The following is an 18,452-nucleotide window of genomic DNA, read 5'->3' on the forward strand; positions in this document are numbered from 1 at the left end:
TTTGCTCCTTTGCAGAAGAATCTGTTTGTAGTGCAGGAAATATACCCACACTAGACTAGGGATAAAATTAGGAGAATTGCTTCACTGGAATTGCAGCGATTGCATTTTGCTACGCATTGCTAAGGTCAGAAGAATTAGTTCCGTTAATCCAAAAAACAGGTCTACAAAGGCAATGGATAAAAATCCTTTATCTTGCCCAAAGAAAAGTACTGCACAAATGAAAAATGTTGAACCAAAAGCTCTTGAAGGAAATATTGATATCCAGGCAGTTGCCTGATATCGGTACGGGTCAAGTGCCCCAGGAATATAAAATGCACTAATAATAAACAACAGCATTCCCGCAGCGCGAACCCAGATAATTGGCTCTGGTATATGCATTTTAAGGAACGTCAGCATTAATTCTGGAAAGAAGCAAGAAGGAATGACAAAAAGCATATTAACAATAATGCCAACCCAAGTAACACGACTAAACCATTTAGCGTAATTATTCATTTTTTTCTCCTTTTAAAGCTTTTTCATGTACTCAACTAGTGCATTTTTATCTTCTGTAGGAAGATCGGTACCATATAAATGACCGCTGTTACTATTTCCAGGTTTTGTAGTATCGAACTTAAAGTATTGCTTACCGTTTTCTACACCGACATCGGATACAAAGCCAACTTTTGCTCTATCAATCACATCGTAGCCACGATAGAATTCTTTAGGTCTATTTTCTGGTGTTTCTAGTAAATCCCGTAAGGTCGGAACTGAGCCATTGTGCAGATAAGGACTACGCAACCAAACACCATCAAGTGGCATATTTGCATAGCCATTCGTCTTGCGGAAATTTTTAAAGCGCCACGGATACCCTGTATACAGAGTATTTTGGTTAGACATCGTTTTGTAGGTATATGAGTCAAGACGATGAGGGTCTGTACCAATTTCTTGAATTGGGACAACTTTGCCTGTATATGCACCACCAAAAGCGTGACAACTAGCACAATTGCTTTCAAAAAGCTGTTCTCCCTTCGCTGCTGTAGTTTCGTTCACTTCGTAGGGATATTTTGGTGGTGGTAGTTCCCATAACCAATCAGCAACTCTCTGAATTCGAGGCAAATCAATTGTTGTCGGAGTAACTCCAGCGCCTAAAGCTGCACTCTTATTTCGTTCATCAACTGAAGTGTTATTACCATCCCAATGTAACTGCAATCCCTCACGGGGTTTTTGATTCCAAACTGAGGGAAAATCAGAAGTACCAATCAGTTCATCCTCACGCAATTTATCCATTGGGAAATGGAATTGAATTGCTTTATAAGGATTAAAAGTATCTACTCTTCCTGGCCCCCAATCTGGTTGTTTTTCAACAAACTTAAGTCGAGATGCCTGATTAATTAGTGCATCTCTGGTTTGAGGAATTGCAATGAAGCGATAAAGTAATTTTTCAATGGGATTAAGACCACCACTGATTTTTTCAATTTCTGGCAACATCCGGTTAGCAGTAAAGCGCTCATCTACACCAACTGTTGATAAGAATTTGATATATCCCTGCAAATTAACTACATTCGCAGGCATTGCCGTGATGACTTGATGTTCGCTATTAGGGGTATTTCGCAGCGTTCCTGTATGGCATACAGCACAATTCAACCCAACTCGGTCGATAAAGACTCGCCGTTGCGAAAAACCTATAGGTAAATCTTTGTCAGCTTCTTTGATAAATCCCAGAGAAGTATAATCTTTTCCAGGTAATTTATCTGGGAATAATTCGGGTAAAACTTTCCAAATCCAGTAAGGGATGCCATTGACCGGTTCGCTACCGATTGAACCATATTTAAAATGGTTTTCAATATCAGCATAATCCACTGGGGAGTTGGACAAAACAGGCCAAAGGAAAAATACTGCTACTGCTACAATACCTACAATTACAACCCAAATCCGCTGGAAGATTCCCTTGATTGAGGTTGGAAGTAGGGTAGGGTTTGTTTGTTCAGTCATGAAACACTCCCCATATTTTCGAGATTATTTGTAAGCGAAATTGTCGATGCGATACGCATCGCTTTTTTATCTAGATAAATTTGCAAACTGAGTTTCATGAAAGACTGACATTACTTCTTCCATCATCTCCTCATAGCTATTGAAGCGATCCTGCTCGTAACAACCCAAGGGATTTTCAATGACATTTAGCAGACATTTATTGCAATAAGTACAGGGTTTATCTGCCAAGTCTTTACCTGCTTGAAAAGATTTAACTAAGTCATTATTAGCAATTAGGGTACGAGCCATTGTCACCCCATCACAATAATGTTCGCTAATTGCCTGACGAATATAAGAAGCTTGCTGTAAACCACCTGTACATAATACCGGAATATTAACGTGCTTTTTAATTTCTCTGGAATCTAGTAAGTTTCTACCTTGGTTCTCTATTAGTAGCTGCTTGATTTTAGGGTCTTTTACATCGTCACCACTAAATGCTTGAGGAGGCAATTGCTTTTTCACGCGATTCCATAAAAAACTAAACAGTGGATGCAAAAATGCTTTGCGAAATAAAATGTAGTTGCGTGTAGTTTCGACACCACTTGACAACATGGAATCATAGGTTTTAGTAATGATATCGAAATTAAAATCACCAATGGGATTGAGTGGGTGAGGAAATAAGCTACCAGTTGACACATGCACGGCATCAGCCCCAGCTTCTTCTGCCCATTGACAAACTTGGATAGAATCTTCTATGGTATTACCTGGTTTTTCCCAAAAGGTGACGGCGTTGTTATAGTCAACGGCACTAATTTTGAATTGCAGATGAAAGTCGTTGCCTACTTCTTTGCGGATTGCTCTAATTACATCTAGCAAAAACCGCGCTCGATTCTCTAATGAACCACCATATTCATCTTGACGGTCGTTAATTCCAGAACTGAGAAATTGATTAAAAAGATATCCATTAGCACTGTGCAATTCCACCCCGTCCAAACCTGCTTCACGGGCACGTCTAGCACCATCGGCAAAATATTGAATTGTTTCTTTAATCTCTGTTAGTGTCATCGCTTGACACAAAAAGCCGTGGAATGGCTCAGTTTGGCTAGTGGAACTTAAGGCTTTTTTTCCTAAGTTTTCTACACCACCAATATCTTGCTGTCGCCCTGAATGACTTAATTGCAAAATAAATTTACAGTCATATTCGTGGACTCTTTCTCCTACTTTTCGCCAAAATGGAATGCGCTCATCACAGTTAATGGTGGCGTAATTGGGCATAATTCGTCCCCGGATGGCGACTGGGACAAAGGAACTAATAATCGCTCCTACACCACCACGAGCAAACTTTTCTTCCCAGTTGATTCGGGCTTGAGTACCTGAACCATCATAGTTATCCCATCTGCCAGAAATACTAGAGCGAAATATCCGATTTTTTACTGTGAGATTACGGAATCTCAATGGCTCAAATATAATATCGTTTTCCATGTGTTTCTCTGTGTTTCTCTGTTGTTTCGGCAATAAAATTACATATCGAAATTATTCGTAGCGCTAACAGTCTCGCCAGAGAACTATTATTTCTAGTGTCTCTGGGAGAGCAGTTTTTTATGTCTACAAATCTACAGTGGAAGTTTTCGGATGGGAGCGCTAAATATTAAGTTTTTGTTACTTAAATTTACTTAACCAGTTTCAGCATGGATATTTATCCTTATTGGTTTTTACAGTTATATAAAGACTTTTGCAATTTGTAAACCTACGGTATTTACAGAGCAATTCTTAAAAAAAGTCAAAATTTCCGTCTTTTATTTTTCTTAAAAGGTTAAGGCAACCTTAAAAGTAACTAAAAGTAGCTGCTAACAATTTGTTACAAACCTAACCAAGTAGGTAGGAAATCGATATAACCATAGCAAATTGGTTATTGAAGACCATTGTAAATTTACAAATTTTTAAAGTTTTGATTGAGAAATGTATAAAAGTTTATTGATGACGTTTTACAAATTTGTGTAGTAACTTCATATATAACGAACCTCAGTAAGGTACATTAATCATCAAAATATCCCAAGACTAAATCTGGAAAATGGGAAATTGGTGATGAAGCATTAGTGTACCTCTGCAAATGTGAGGTGCAATGGAAAAGGTTTAGGTGTTATAACCAGAGAGTTTTATGAAAAAGACAAGTCTAATTTTTAAGGGCTGTCTGCTCCTCCTATTCGTGACTGTGTTTATAGTCTGCGGCTTTTATGGAACGCCTACAGCTCTAGCCGATGAGTATAGTGAAATACCTACGTCCATAAGTACCGAGTATTCAGATACGGGTGTATCTGAATATCCTGATAACTGCGAGGGTATCGGTTATCTCCCAGAGTACACAAAGGAGAATTTGACAGATGCCGAGAAACGGGGTCGTTGCACTTGGTACTTATGGACTGGCGGTAATTCTAAGTACTATCGCGATTTAGCCAAGCGAACGCATGGTGGTGTCGATCTGTTAAAGCTGATTGACTCGCGTATGCATGACGAGCGATTGCAACGTTATGGTGCAATTAACGATCCTGGATGTGAAAAGGCGACAGCACCAGATGAATACGGTTTGTGGCTAGATAAATGTAAAGATCCGCTCTCAACTGGCGTTATTGGGTTGCGTAAGTTCCAAAACCCCAACTTCGACTCGACAAAATGGAACCCTGTTGAATATGCCAAAACTTCACAAGTTGAGCCTCCATACGTAATCGGGCAGTCCTGCGCCATCTGTCACGTAGCATTAAATCCCCTCAATCCACCCAAAGACAAGGAACATCCAAGATGGGAAAATTTGGTACCAGCATTGGGTAATCAGTACATCAAGGAAAACAAATTATTTGGAAGCAGCGTTGCGGATAATAGTTTTATTAAGCAAGTACTTGACTCTCAAAAACCTGGTACATCTGATACTTCTCGGATTGCCACCGATCATATTAACAATCCGAATGCGATTAATGCCATTTTTAATTTAGGCGATCGCCCCAAATATCCAGAGGTAATGAACGATGGTTCAACCAAGGATGTTAATCATATTCTCAAGGATGGTGCGGACTCTACAGGAGTGGCAAATGCCTCACTACGCGTTTACGTCAACATTGGGATGTGCGGCGATTACTGGACAAGTCTCCATGAGCCTTTATTAGGCAGAACTCCCCAAAAACCTTTTGATATCGAAAAAGCGCGGAAGGAGTGCGAAGGCTGGAGACAGACAGAAGCACGCATGGCTGATGCCGAAGCATTCTTAAAAACCATCAAGCCGATGCACCTGAAAGATGCACCAGATGGTGAAAAGTTCTTGACTAAAGATGAAGAAGTTCTCAAACGTGGCAAGCTAGTTTTTGCCAGCACTTGTGCTAGTTGCCATTCCAGCAAAAAGCCACCTGCTGCGATCGCAGCTGACCCCGAACAGGCTCAAAAATGGTACGAAGAGTCTGTACTCAGTAGTAATTTCCTCGACCACAACTTCTTGTCTGATGACCAGCGTTATCCAGTTACTTTAATTGGTACTAATGCGGCGCGATCGCTAGGGACAAATGCCGCTAAGGGGCATATTTGGGATCAGTTCTCCTCGAAGACGTTCAAAGAACTGCCATCACCAGGGACTTTGACGCTGTACAACCCCTTCGATCGGGAAAAACCCATCGAATTTAAGATACCTGATGGCGGTTTGGGATATTACCGTACACCTTCACTAGTGAGCATTTGGGCAACAGCACCACTTCTTCACAACAACACACTAGGACTTTACAACGAAGATCCTTCAGTGAAAGGACGTGTAGAAGCCTATACGGATGCGATGGAAAAGCTGCTGTGGCCTGAAAAGCGTGAGGGAATTATCAGCAGAACATCTCAAGATACTAAATTAGAGCTTCCCCCAGGAGATCCGAATCCCAGATTTAAGCTTCCTGTTCCTAAAGGTACACCTGTGAATTTGCTGGCAAGCATCAATATGAGAGAAGCGATTACATCTCTCAATCTCGGCAACCTTTTTCAAGACTTGAAACCAGGCGGTGGAATTAAGGGTAAATTGGCACGTGTACTTTTAAGAGCCAACAAATCTCCTGACTTTGTAGAAGATGAGGGTCATTATTTTGGCTCAAATCTCCCAGATGAAGACAAGAAAGCCCTAATTGAGTTCGTGAAAACTTTCTAAGTACAGCTCCCATGTAATATCGTAGTGTTTTAAACGCAGAGAATTTGCTACGAATTAATAAAATGTTTGTACTAAGACAACTTGTCTTGATATTCTGCACTCGTTTCCAGGTTAAATCTGGGAACGAGAAAAAATATTGATTAAATAGCAAGGATATATATGCAGTATTTACCAATCGTCTTCGTTCGTGGATATGCAGGTACACAAAAAGACGTTGAGCAAACAGTCAACGATCCATTTTATGGATTCAATAGTGGTTCAACTCATATTCGAGTAGATGAGAAGGAAAATCCTCAGAAGTTTTTTTTCGAGAGTCCATTGCTGCGGCTAATGACCGATCATGGTTATCAACCGATTGTTGATAATCAGAATGTGAGCAATCAAATTAAAAGATTGTCCGATCGACTTCATAAAACTATTTGGATCTATCGATTTTATGATATATCTACATCTAGCTTTGGCTCCTCAAGTGTAGTCCGGCAGGAGATGGAGGAGATAGCTAAGGGTTTAAGAGACTTGATCCAGAATGTCAAAAAAACGACGGGTGCTGATAAAATTTATCTGGTTGCCCACTCAATGGGCGGCCTTGTTTGTCGCAGTTTGATTGAAAAGATTTATCCAGAACAAGGCGAGCAAGCTGGCGATAGCATTGACAAATTCTTTACCTACGCTACACCTCATGGCGGTATTTATTTTGAGGTCGGGGGTGGCTTAATTGAAAATCTTAGGGACAGGTTTCAATTGAATAATTCTGATGACTTTGGCCCTCTGCGGATGTACCAGTATTTAACACCTGGTATAAAGTCAACGGCTGAGTTACCCGATAACTTTCAGCTACAACAATTACAAAGTATAGATCCTGCATTTTCGCCAAGCCGCGTTTTTTCTCTAATCGGCACGAATGCACATGATTATGAAGAAGCTTTTGGTCTTTCACGCAATCTTGTTGGAGTGAAAAGTGATGGTCTAGTTCAGATTGATAAAGCTTATATCCTTGGATCTCATCGTGCTTATGTTCATCGCTCTCATGGTGGGCCTTATGGCATATTGAACTCCGAAGAAGGTTATCAAAACCTGCAACGATTTTTGTTTGGTGATATCCAGATAAAACTCTCTCTGAGCAATGTTGAGTTAAAAGACCTGGACAAAAACTTTTATCAACTGGAAACTAGAGTGGCTTTGCGTGGTCTTCCTATTCCAATATATGAGCAAGCGATCGCTCATTATTGCCCAATTACACAAGAGTTAACCCGAACAGATAAACCTATTCCGCTATTTACAGCTTTCTTAATCCCCAGAAACTCAGTCAATGATGATAATACCTGTAGATATGCCCTGCGTTTAGCACTGCATTCCTTTACAAAACAAGAGACGAATTGGTTACGCGACCATCATCTCGACCAAGTACCTTTGTGGTCTGACTATCTAATTACTGATGTTGCCGAATCAAATAGCACTTATGAGGCTAAATACAGTTGGAATTCTGAAGATAAAGAGCCAGTAACAAAATTAAATCCAACTTCCGAATCTAGTTCAGATGTATATGTTGCGTATGTTACTTTACCTGAACGCGGTCAAAAAGTTTTAGGAACAAATGCAGCAGTTCGCTTGGAAATTTCCCAATGGCAATGAAGGGAGCAGGGGAGCAGCACTTCGGCTACGCTCAGTGAACGAGGAGCAGAGGAGAATAATAAATAACAAATGACAAATAACAAATAACAAAAGGAAAAATTATGCAGACTAATCGCAAACAAACGGCTCTTATTACTGGTGCATCTGGCGGCATCGGTTATGAATTTGTGAAATTATTTGCTCAAGATGGTTACAATCTTGTGTTGGTAGCTAGAAGCCTGGAAAAGCTGAATAAAATTGCCGATGAATTGAAAAAGAAATTTGGCATTGATGTCAAAGTTATTTCCAAGGATTTGTCTAACCCATCAGCCCCAGAAGAAATTTTCACTGAGCTAGAACAAGCATCGATTAATGTTGATGTGTTGGTGAACAATGCCGGGTTTGCTACCTACGGATTATTTAATGAAATTGACCTGAATGCTGAAATGCAATTGCTACAAGTCAATATCTTATGTCTGACACATTTAACCAAGTTATTTCTCAAAGGTATGGTTAAACGGGGGTCTGGAAAAATATTAAACCTGGCTTCCACGGCTGCTTTTCAACCGGGCCCGCTGATGGCAGTATACTACGCTAGTAAAGCTTATGTCTTATCATTTTCAGAAGCGATCGCAAATGAATTAGAAGGTACAGGCGTTTCTGTAACGGCGCTTTGTCCAGGGCCTACCGAATCTGGTTTTCAACAAAGAGCCGCAATGGAAGACTCAAAGCTAGTAAGCGGTCAAAAAATTATGACTGCGGAAACAGTAGCCGAAATCGGCTATCGTGGTCTATTTGAAAACAAAACTGTTGTCGTTCCTGGAATTAAAAATAAGTTACTTGCTGAATCTGTAAGATTTACTCCCAGAAAGCTAGTGACTAAACTAGTTAGAAGTATGCAGGAAAGTAAGTAATAAGTAGGTCGGCGTAAATAATTAAAGCAGGGGGAAGAGGACTTAGAGACAAGGAGAATTGGGGACAAGGGGAAAGACTTGTTGCAAGTTCTCACCTTTCGTCCCCTTATCCCCCTGTCCCCCTTGTCTCCCTTGTCCCCCCTGCCCCTCTGCCCCCCTGCCCCTCGTTCACTGAGCGTAGCCGTTCGCGGAGCGTCTCGCAGAGAAGTGCTGCTCCTCTGCTTTTTCACTAATCCCCCTGTGGATGCTCATCCCACAAGGTTGTCAGTTCCCGTAAACTTTGATGATTGCCATTGCCCAAAATCAGATGATCTAGTACTGGAATGCCCAAAAGCTGCGCCCCTGCTAATAACTGACGCGTCAATTCTATATCTTCCTGGCTGGGTTCAAGGTTCCCAGAAGGATGGTTGTGGGCAACTATTACCCGCGTTGCGCCTTGACGAATAACTTCTCGAAAAATATCACGGGGAGAGGCTAGGGTTTCAGTTGCAGTGCCAATGGTAATTACTTGCGTACCCAATAAGCGATTCTTGACATCTAACAGCACCACTGCAAAACGTTCTTGTATCTGCCACATTAAATCTTGGCTGAGGGTAGCAGCAGCAGCAAGTGGGCTATCAATTAATGTGCCATCATTGGGACGTGATTGAAAGGCGCGTTTACCCAATTCAATTGCTGCTAAAATGCTTGTCGCCTTCGCCGGGCCAACACCAGAAATTTGCATCAATTCAGCAGGGCTAACTTCTCGCAGAACTACCAAAGGATCGCGTTGGTGTTTGGCTAATTCGCTCAAGATATATTGTCCCAAACCCACAGCAGATAATTTTCCTGGCCCTTGACCAGTGCCTAGAAGAATTGCGATTAACTCGGCTGTGGCTAAAATTTTTGCACCATGCGTCATTAATCGCTCACGCGGACGCTCATTTGTAGGTAAGTCGGCAATTCTGAGGCAATAGGTCATATTAAACTAAGAAAATAGCACCACACATCGAACTATCCTTAGTTATCCCTCGTTTGCTCTCAAAATCATCTTTATTTGAGAAAATCTTTAATTTTGGGGAGTTTTACCTCTAGTTCCTATGTAGAGATACCTTTGATAACACCATCTTCTCAAATACTTGCCACAAGATTTAGATAAAATTGGATTTAGTCTATTAATCGAACATACTTGAGATAGGAGATGAGATGAAGGTATTTATCAGCTACAACTCTCAAGATAGAAAGTTAGCTTGGCAAATTGCTGATGCTCTGCGAAATGCAGATTTCCAAGTTTGGGACGATACTCAATTCTTTCCAGGCGATAACTGGGCAGAAGTTATTGCTAATGAGCTTCGAGAGTCTGATGCAATGGTTATTTTACTAACGCCTAACTCAGTTTCTTCTCCCTACATGAATGCCGAAGTAGGCTATGCTCTAGGCGAACAGGGCTATAAAGGTCGGGTAATTCCTGTCCTTGCTGCTCCTTCTGAACAAATTTCTCAATTAGAACTAGAAATTCCCTGGATTCTGAAGAAATTTGGGATAATTTACTTATCAAATCTTGAGCATGATGAGGAAGGTTTGAGAAATATTACCCAAGCTCTCAAAAAAGCTGCTGCTTAACAGAAGTGGATTTTCTAAATAATGATACCAAGTGAAGCTTTTCTTTCCCATTCAAGCCAAGATCAAGAATTTGTTTCTAAATTAGCAGAAGTTCTACGTCATCATGGCATTCCAGTTTGGTACAGCAAAACGAACATTTTAGGTGCACAACAATGGCATGATGAGATTGGAAATGCACTAAAAAGATGTGATTGGTTCCTTGTAGTACTTTCTCCAAGCTCAGTAGGTTCAATGTGGGTTAAGCGGGAGTTAATATTCGCCCTCCAACAGAATCGTTTTGAAAATAAGATTATTCCAATTGTCTATCAAGATTGTGATTATGAGCAGCTTTCTTGGGTGCTATCGAGCTTTCAAATGATAAATTTTCAAGAAGCTTTTGAAGATGGTTGTCGTAATATTTTACGTATATGGGGTGTAGGCTACCAGTTACGTTAGTAATCCTCTGGCTACAGAATCAGTTCATAAAGGTCAAGCATCCCGCTATTTTATACAGAGGATTTGATGCAGAAAATCGATACTAGGTTATAAAGTTATAACTTGTTCAAATTAAGAAGAGGCTCAACTCTGGTTGCTAGAAGATGAGTATGAACCAATTAAAGGACGCGTTTCTGCATCTGAACTTTGAATAGCGTCAGCAAAGGGCATAGTTTACCGCCGTAGGTATCGCATAATTCAGTAGCCAACACTACACGCGATCGCAAACCATTTAAACCCCTTTCTTTTCGCTAATTACTGATGAATTTGCGTTGCTTTGAGCATGTGGTAGGTAATAATCAACTGAGTCAGAGCCAGAGGATAACTTTGCAGTGTTTCTCCAGTTGTACCAGCAATTTTACCCAGTTCTGGATTACTTTCGCGATCGCAAATACTTCGTAAATGGGGCATATCAGAACAAATAATATGCTCTAGCTTATTCACCTGGTCTAAGGTGGCATGACCATCAACTTCTAAGACATCTACAGGCTTACTCATATCCCTGTCTAACCCTAGACGGATCGCTGAGTCAGAATTACCATAGCCAGAGTTGACAATCTGGGTAAAATCTGGGTGGGGAATTGTTGGACGTAGTACCAGACGGACATTCAGATGTCCATTGGTTTCATCATCTTCCCCTGTGGGTGGATAAAAACTAATGACTATATCAGACCATTGCCGCTGCGGACGGATAAACTCTGCTGAATCTGGTTCGCGCTTTTCTAATTCTGCTAGTACCTGTTCATCTGTGTAGCCGCGCTTTTGGGTATCCCGCTTGACTTTCCACTTTCTGCGTAGTTCTTCAGGGGGTGCAAGATAAACTTTCACATCGTAGGAATCACGAGCACCACGGGTAGAATAACCGAGTAATCCCTCAATGATTACGAATTTATTGGGCTTGATATACTGCGGTGGCTCGAATGTGCCGGTTTTATGGCTGTAAACTGGCTTAAGAATTGGTTGTCCTGTGCGTAGCAGCGACAGATGTTGCTGCATAATATCTAAGTGATTGCAGTCGGGGTGAAGAGCAGTGATACCAATTTCTGCACGTTGTTGGCGATCGTAACGGTGATAATCATCTGTACAAATGAGCGTGACATTTTCTGGCCCGAGTACCTGAGCGATTCCTCGCGTTAGCGTTGTTTTACCAGCCGCGCTGTCGCCGACAATACCAAGAATTATTGGACGGCTCATCATAACCTCCCACAATAAAAACAACTTTAGTAATAAAATTACCTACAATAGTTTTTATTCTAGAAGGGTTTAAGCAAGTAACTCAAACAAACACTTGGTATGCAATATCTCTACACATACATAGAATAGACCTCTTGCAAAAAGCACTTTTGCAAGAGGGGGAAAAGGGTAAAGGTTAAAGGGGAAAGGGACTTTTGCAGAACCTTTTCCCCCGCCCCTTATCCCCAGAGGGGACCCCACCTTCCCCTTTTCCCTTTTCCCGACAAATGCCAAGAAGTCTAATGTTTGTGAGATGCCTACGGCGGTAAATTACGCTTTTTGCATAAGAATTACAATCTAAATGATTGTTAGAATATCTGTAGGCATAAAAACTAAATATTCCCTGTTAATCCTACTCTCAGCCGCAGATATTCAATTTTGATACAAGCATCCATAACCACATTAAGTCCTGCATCTATAGCTTTTTGTGCTGATGGTTGATGCCAGATACCCAGTTGTGTCCACACAGTTTTAGCAGTGATGGAAATTGCTTCATCTACAATTTCTGGCAAGTACTCAGAACGACGAAACACGTTAACAATATCCACAGGTTCGGGTAATTCTTGGAGTGCAGCATAACTGGGTTGACCGTCAATTTCTTTAATTTGCGGGTTGACGGCATAAACTGTATAGCCTTTGTGCCGCAAGAATTGGGCGATTTGATAACTGGTGCGTTCGCGTTTATCAGAGTGACCCACAACAGCGATGATTTTGGCTTGGGTCAACACCTCGCGCAGAGCGTTATCATCTTCTTTAAGGTTTGGCATGATTTAAAATATCCTGAGCGTAGGCGTAGCCCGTTGTAGACATCGTTTTGTTTATCATACTGAGTTGCATTTAAATATAATTTTGGCTTTAAAAAAATCATTTACGAATATCAAAGACTCGTCTACGAGTAAAAAAGATTCGTCCACGAGTATCAAAGACTCGTCCATGAGTATCAAAGACTCGTCCACGAGTAAAAAAGACTCGTCCATGAGTATCAAAGACTCATCCACGAGTAAAAAAGACTCGTCCACGAGTAAAAAAGACTCATCCACGAGTATCAAAGACTCATCCACGAGTAAAAAAGACTCATTCACGAGTATTAAAGACTCGTCCACGAGTATTAAAAACTCATTCGCTATTCTCCATGCCCAATGCCCAATCCCTAATGCCCAATCCCCAATTTCCATGACAACTAAAACACTAGGACTCGAACAAAACCTCCACGACTATTTACTGTCAGTCTCTCTTCGAGAACCGGAAATTTTAACCCAACTCAGACACGAAACAGCCCAGTATCCCATAGGTAGAATGCAAATTGCTCCCGAACAAGGGCAGTTTTTGGCATTACTGGTGCAATTGTTGGGAGCTAAGAAAACTTTGGATATTGGGGTATTTACAGGTTATAGTTCCCTGGTGGTGGCATTGGCATTACCGAGCGACGGTAAGGTAGTAGCCTGCGATATTAGTGAAGAATTTACAACGATCGCTAGACGTTATTGGCAACAAGCTGGAGTGGCGGATAAAATTCAACTGCATATTGCCCCAGCTTTGCAGACTTTGGATCGGTTACTGGCAACAGGAGAAGCAGAAACTTTTGATTTTGTCTTCATCGATGCAGATAAGAGCAACTATGATGGCTATTATGAGCGATCGCTGCAATTAGTGCGTCCGGGGGGATTGATTGCGCTCGATAATGTTCTCTGGTCAGGTAGGGTTGCCGACCCCGAAGTGCAAGATAATAGAACTAAAAGAATTCGTGCCTTTAATCAAAAACTGCATCAAGACCAGCGAGTTAGTCTTAGTGTAGTAGCGATCGCCGATGGCTTAACTCTGGCATTGAAAAAGTAATACCAATAAAAAAAAGAATGCGACAAATACACCATTTCTTGTAGAGACGCGATGAATCGCGTCTTCACCCAAGAATGTATTGCAATCATTAATTGAATTGGTATGCGTTTAGCGAAAATAGCTCTTATTGCTCTAACATTTGGGAAAATCGGGTAAAGTAATCTGGAAAAGTCTTGGCTGTGCAACCAGGATCTTTAATTACAATCCCTGGAACCTTCAAGCCAGTGACAGCAAAAGCCATCGCCATTCGATGATCGTGATAAGTTTCAATCGCTGCTGGGGTGATTGGGCCAGGCTCAATTTTCAGTCTATCTGCGAATTCTTCAACTTCAACTCCTAGCCGCCGCAACTCTGTAACCACAGCTTTAATTCGGTCGGTTTCTTTATATCGAATATGTTCCACGTTACGAATGGTAATTGGTGAACTGGCGAAGGGGGCGATCGCTCCTAATGTTTGCACTAAATCCGAGATATCATTCATATCAATGTCGATGCCTTGCAATTGCTTCGGCCCCGTCACTTCGGTGTAATCATCCGCATCCTTAATTTCGCAACCCATCTGTTCTAAAACATTCAGCCAGAGAATATCACCTTGACAAGATTGTTTGGTCAAATGTTTTACCCGCACCCGTCCACCCGTGACAGCAGCGGCGGCAAAAAAGTAAGAAGCATTTGACGCATCGGGTTCGACTGTGTAATGTCGAGCTTGGTAACGTTGACCTGCTTTAATCTGAAACTTATTATCGCCAATTTGCATCACCTCCACGCCAAAATCTGCCATCAGACGACAGGTCATTTTCACGTAAGACTGAGAAACCAGCGTACCTTCAACCTCAACAATTGTGTCTTGTTGAGCATAAGGCGCAATCATCAGTAATGCCGAAAGTTGCTGACTTGTTTGGTTTGCTTTCAAGCGAAAATTTCCGCCAGCGAATTGCCGACTATAGACGGTGTAGGGCATAAACCCTGAGTGTCCTTCAAAGTTAACAGTTGCTCCACCCGTTTGCAGTACCGTCAACAAGTCGCCCATCGGTCGTTCTCGCATCCGGGGAACGCCATCTAAGCGATATTCACCATTCCCCAGTGCCACCAGCGCCGAAATAAACCGTGCTGCTGTACCTGCCAAACCCACAAATAAATCTGCCTGTTTAGCTGGAATTTCGCCTCCCCTTCCCGCCACTTGAATTTGTGCCAGTTGAGGATTCAAAGTAATGGGAATGCCCAATTGCTCTACGCATTTAGCAAAATACTCGCTGTCTTCACTAAATAAGGCATTTTCTAAAATGGAGTCACCTTGCGCCAAAGCTGCGACAAGCAACGCCCGATTGGTAAGACTTTTAGAACCAGGAATTTCTACCGTGGCATCCACTGGCCGATTTAGAGCAGGAATTGCAATGGTATCCACTTTAAACCTCTACGTAGGCAGTTAGCTACAACTTTATAATATTCCCATATCTTGAGCAAAAGGAGCAGGGGAGTAGGGAGTGTGAGTTACAAGTAAAGTAGTGAGGAATAAGATTTTAAAACTTATAATTTATAACTCGCCTATAACTCAGCACTGGCTCAACGCCAGCTATCCGCTAACAGGACTCTAGAAAGATGCAATTTATCGATCAAGCAAAAATTGAAGTTGAAGCTGGTAAAGGCGGCGATGGGATTGTCGCTTTCCGGCGAGAGAAATACGTGCCGGCTGGCGGTCCCTCTGGTGGTAATGGGGGAAGAGGTGGTTCGGTATTTTTCGTTGCCGAACAAAACCTACAAACTTTGTTGGACTTTAGATACAACCATCGCTTCCAGGCAGAAAAGGGTACTCGTGGCGGGCCAAATAACTGCACTGGGGCAGCCGGAAAGGATTTAATTATTGAGGTTCCCTGCGGTACAACCATTTATGATGCTGAAACTGGCGAACTGCTAGGGGATTTAATTGAACCTAAGCAGACTTTGCTGATTGCCCAAGGTGGTAAAGGCGGACTGGGAAATCAGCATTTCTTGAGCAACCGTAACCGCGCCCCAGAATATGCCCTCCCAGGATTACCAGGAGAAATAAAGCAGCTGCGCCTAGAGTTGAAACTTTTGGCAGAAGTGGGGATTATTGGCTTACCAAATGCTGGTAAATCCACTTTAATTTCATCTTTATCAGCAGCACGTCCGAAAATCGCAGACTACCCCTTCACTACCCTGATCCCAAATTTGGGTGTAGTGCAAAAACCTACAGGCGATGGTACTGTTTTCGCCGACATTCCCGGACTAATCGAGGGCGCGTCTCAAGGTGCAGGACTGGGGCACGATTTCTTGCGCCATATTGAGCGCACGCGGGTGCTACTTCACTTAATTGATGCTACTAGTGATGATGTGGTTAGAGACTACTACACAATTAAGGAAGAATTACAAGCTTATGGACGGGGTTTAGCAGAACGTCCGCAAATTTTGGCGCTGAATAAAATTGATGCAGTCGATCGCGAAACTGTCGATTTGGAGGCGTTGGCCACCCAACTTAATCATCTTTCCTACGCGCCGGTTTTTGTGATTTCAGCAGTTACTCGCACCGGGTTAGAGCCGATGTTACAAGAAATCTGGGGAATTCTCGACCAAATGAAGGTTCCTGAAGAAGTGGAAGCATTTAGATAATTTGTAATTTGTAATTCGTAATTACTACTTTGATATGAATTATAAACGCTACGCAAATTTAGCTGACTGCCACCTTGGCTTGCTGTTGCCATACCGCGTCTGCATACAATAACGTGTCGAAGTCCGGCGAAATGTTGCCGCTAGCGATCCGGGCTTCGTGTAATGACCAGTCAGCGAAGAACAAGTCATGACTGATGCCTGCCACTACTGCTGGCACATCGCGTCGGATGCTGGGTACGTCGCCGATGGGCAGACCGAAGCTTACGAAGCCAGCAGGATTGAACACATGGATATTTTTCAGGTACGGGGCATTGCCAGGTACTTTCTCTTGGTATTCATGGGCGCTGCCAAGGTAAGGGTGGGTGCTGAGTCGCTCGTCACATTGGTCGGCTGGGGCTTCATAGCGATCGCGCCAAAGTGCGATATGATGTGCAAATTCGGCGAGTTCCGGGCGCTTTGTCGGGTCAACAAAGTAGCCAGTACCAGCGATCGCAAAATCAAACTCGAAAACATCATCATTTACCTGAGCGACGATGCGATCCCCCTGGTTATGAGCAGATTTCCACGGTGCGGATAGATGCAGGTGGAAGTTAGAGAACGCTATTACCCGCTCGATTGCATCTGGTGGTGGCGTAGAGCCAACTTGATGAAAGCGCCAAGCTTGGAACCAGCGAGCTGCATCAGGTAGTTGCGGATAGTTATAGTAAGCGCCAGGATAACCTCGCACGCGATTCACTGCTACAGATGCGATCGCTGACCGTCGTGCGAACAAATGTACTGCTTTAGCGCCTGATTCAAGTGCCACTCCTGCCGCATCAAAGGCTGAGGCCGCAGCACCCAGCACTGCTACTGTTTTGCCACGCAGATTGTTGAAGTCGATTTCATCGGCGGTATGTGCATATAAGGTGCGTGGCAGAGATGCCAATACAGGCGGTATGTTTGGGCCACCAGTGCCAGCTACACCGTTGGCGAAGATAATTTTACGTGTGGTCTCCACTTGGGCGATACCGTTCACTTCTAGGTGTAGACGAAAGAAATCTGCGTCTGGCTCAATCCGCACCAACTTCGTCTGATACCGAACTGGAATGCTCAGAAAATGCCGATACCAGCTGAGGTACTCAGCCCACGCCACTCGTGGAATCCGGTCAATGGCTGCGTATGCCTCAACACCGTGCCGCGCCTCGTACCAAGCTTGAAATGACAGCGCCGGAATGCCCAGTTCTGGCCCTGGCAGGTTTTTCGGTGTGCGTAGCTTTTTCATCCGCGCCCGCGTCAGCCACACGCCAGCATGGGCTTCGTCAAGAGCCTCATCGATGACTGTCACGCGGCCAATGCCGACACGCCGCAGGGCAAATGCAAAGGTGCTGCCACTGCCACTACCGCCTACTATCGTCACATTGTGGTCAATATCTGCGCGATCGCTCACCCAGTTTTCGGGATCGGGGCCGAGTAGGCGCAACGCCTCACGTGCAGCAAAATCGAGGTCAGTCGTTGTTGTCATGTCGGTATTTGAAGATGAAATGAGATTTTATCGAGATTAGTAGATACTGAAAAGCATAATATCATGAGTAACTAATAATTAGTGTACCTAATATTCAGTTTTACAAATAGATAATTATTGACTGTTAGCGAAGCGGTGCTGATGTCATCCCAATACTTGAAAGAAGCTACCCCGGTAAAGGTGTACTGCACATTGCAAATTAGTTGAAATTTTCTATTAGTTTGAGTAGCTGATAATGCTTATCTTTATTTATTGGCGATAGCCTTTAAAGAAAAACTTTTTAGTTTGCTAAAAATCCCAAACTGTTTTATCTCCTGCTTAAAAACACGCTCGCGATCGGCAGATTCTTGTGGTGGAAATTCCCAAATATCACGGATCTCATGTTCTTGCTCATCTAATAATTGCAGATGATGTGGGAATTGAGACTGTTGCCCAAATAACCAAGGTACTCCATTTAATAATTCTCTTTCTATTCCATGAAACATATTTTTACCCTGATGAAAAATAAGGTGATGTTGACATTTAGCTTTTTACT

At 42.6% G+C, this 18,452-nt stretch carries 16 protein-coding genes; 7 read left to right on the forward strand and 9 right to left on the reverse strand.

Annotated elements, in window-relative coordinates; translation table 11 throughout:
• Window positions 1–81: 81 nt before the first annotated feature.
• The 3 genes from NSTC731_RS21125 to NSTC731_RS21135 all read right to left on the reverse strand — a co-directional run bounded on the left by NSTC731_RS21125 (window position 82) and on the right by NSTC731_RS21135 (window position 3,432).
• Window positions 82–492, reverse strand: a complete 411-nt coding sequence (locus NSTC731_RS21125) for a hypothetical protein (RefSeq protein ID WP_445626655.1) — start codon at window positions 490–492, stop codon at window positions 82–84.
• Window positions 493–504: 12 nt separating this feature from the next.
• On the reverse strand, window positions 505–1,971 hold the full coding sequence (locus NSTC731_RS21130; protein ID WP_445626656.1) for a c-type cytochrome: 1,467 nt from the start codon (window positions 1,969–1,971) through the stop codon (window positions 505–507).
• Window positions 1,972–2,037: 66 nt separating this feature from the next.
• Complete coding sequence (locus tag NSTC731_RS21135) at window positions 2,038–3,432, reverse strand: NADH:flavin oxidoreductase (protein ID WP_445626657.1); 1,395 nt, start codon at window positions 3,430–3,432, stop codon at window positions 2,038–2,040.
• A 676-nt stretch (window positions 3,433–4,108) separates the two neighbouring features.
• On the opposite strand from NSTC731_RS21135, the gene NSTC731_RS21140 reads away from it, so the two are divergent.
• From NSTC731_RS21140 to NSTC731_RS21150, 3 genes are all read left to right on the forward strand, one after another.
• Entirely contained in the window at window positions 4,109–6,118 is a 2,010-nt protein-coding gene (locus NSTC731_RS21140) for a hypothetical protein (protein ID WP_445626658.1), read from the forward strand.
• 159 nt (window positions 6,119–6,277) lie between these two features.
• Window positions 6,278–7,750, forward strand: a complete 1,473-nt coding sequence (locus NSTC731_RS21145) for an esterase/lipase family protein (protein WP_445626659.1) — start codon at window positions 6,278–6,280, stop codon at window positions 7,748–7,750.
• 101 nt (window positions 7,751–7,851) lie between these two features.
• A complete protein-coding gene (locus NSTC731_RS21150; protein ID WP_445626660.1) occupies window positions 7,852–8,643 on the forward strand; it encodes an SDR family NAD(P)-dependent oxidoreductase in 792 nt (263 codons plus the stop codon).
• Window positions 8,644–8,872: 229 nt separating this feature from the next.
• Here NSTC731_RS21150 and radC read toward each other — a convergent pair whose 3' ends face one another.
• A complete protein-coding gene (gene radC, locus NSTC731_RS21155) occupies window positions 8,873–9,604 on the reverse strand; it encodes a RadC family protein (RefSeq protein ID WP_181928965.1) in 732 nt (243 codons plus the stop codon).
• A 224-nt stretch (window positions 9,605–9,828) separates the two neighbouring features.
• Between radC and NSTC731_RS21160 the strand changes: the two genes are divergently transcribed.
• Both NSTC731_RS21160 and NSTC731_RS21165 read left to right on the forward strand, forming a co-directional pair.
• Window positions 9,829–10,245 carry a toll/interleukin-1 receptor domain-containing protein gene (locus NSTC731_RS21160; RefSeq protein WP_445626661.1) on the forward strand — a complete coding sequence of 139 codons (417 nt, stop codon included), beginning with the start codon at window positions 9,829–9,831 and terminating at the stop codon, window positions 10,243–10,245.
• A 21-nt stretch (window positions 10,246–10,266) separates the two neighbouring features.
• The gene (locus NSTC731_RS21165) at window positions 10,267–10,680 is read left to right on the forward strand and encodes a toll/interleukin-1 receptor domain-containing protein (RefSeq protein WP_445626662.1); all 414 of its coding nucleotides are present in this window, start codon (window positions 10,267–10,269) and stop codon (window positions 10,678–10,680) included.
• Between the two features lie 294 nt (window positions 10,681–10,974).
• Here NSTC731_RS21165 and NSTC731_RS21170 read toward each other — a convergent pair whose 3' ends face one another.
• On the reverse strand, window positions 10,975–11,913 hold the full coding sequence (locus NSTC731_RS21170; protein WP_445632137.1) for a phosphoribulokinase: 939 nt from the start codon (window positions 11,911–11,913) through the stop codon (window positions 10,975–10,977).
• 371 nt (window positions 11,914–12,284) lie between these two features.
• A complete protein-coding gene (locus NSTC731_RS21175; protein WP_445626663.1) occupies window positions 12,285–12,719 on the reverse strand; it encodes a CoA-binding protein in 435 nt (144 codons plus the stop codon).
• Window positions 12,720–13,125: 406 nt separating this feature from the next.
• Between NSTC731_RS21175 and NSTC731_RS21180 the strand changes: the two genes are divergently transcribed.
• Window positions 13,126–13,788: a class I SAM-dependent methyltransferase gene (locus tag NSTC731_RS21180; protein ID WP_445626664.1), complete on the forward strand. Its 663-nt coding sequence runs from the start codon at window positions 13,126–13,128 to the stop codon at window positions 13,786–13,788.
• 124 nt (window positions 13,789–13,912) lie between these two features.
• Here the strand turns inward: NSTC731_RS21180 and aroA are convergent, their stop codons facing one another.
• The gene (aroA, locus tag NSTC731_RS21185; protein WP_445626665.1) at window positions 13,913–15,193 is read right to left on the reverse strand and encodes a 3-phosphoshikimate 1-carboxyvinyltransferase; all 1,281 of its coding nucleotides are present in this window, start codon (window positions 15,191–15,193) and stop codon (window positions 13,913–13,915) included.
• A 194-nt stretch (window positions 15,194–15,387) separates the two neighbouring features.
• Between aroA and obgE the strand changes: the two genes are divergently transcribed.
• Window positions 15,388–16,416, forward strand: a complete 1,029-nt coding sequence (gene obgE, locus NSTC731_RS21190) for a GTPase ObgE (RefSeq protein WP_445626666.1) — start codon at window positions 15,388–15,390, stop codon at window positions 16,414–16,416.
• 58 nt (window positions 16,417–16,474) lie between these two features.
• Here obgE and NSTC731_RS21195 read toward each other — a convergent pair whose 3' ends face one another.
• Together NSTC731_RS21195 and NSTC731_RS21200 are read right to left on the reverse strand one after the other, a co-directional pair.
• Complete coding sequence (locus NSTC731_RS21195) at window positions 16,475–17,917, reverse strand: NAD(P)-binding domain-containing protein (RefSeq protein WP_445626667.1); 1,443 nt, start codon at window positions 17,915–17,917, stop codon at window positions 16,475–16,477.
• A 245-nt stretch (window positions 17,918–18,162) separates the two neighbouring features.
• Entirely contained in the window at window positions 18,163–18,402 is a 240-nt protein-coding gene (locus NSTC731_RS21200; protein ID WP_445626668.1) for a hypothetical protein, read from the reverse strand.
• Between the last annotated feature and the right edge of the window lie 50 nt (window positions 18,403–18,452).

The organism is Nostoc sp. DSM 114167, assembly GCF_052692655.1.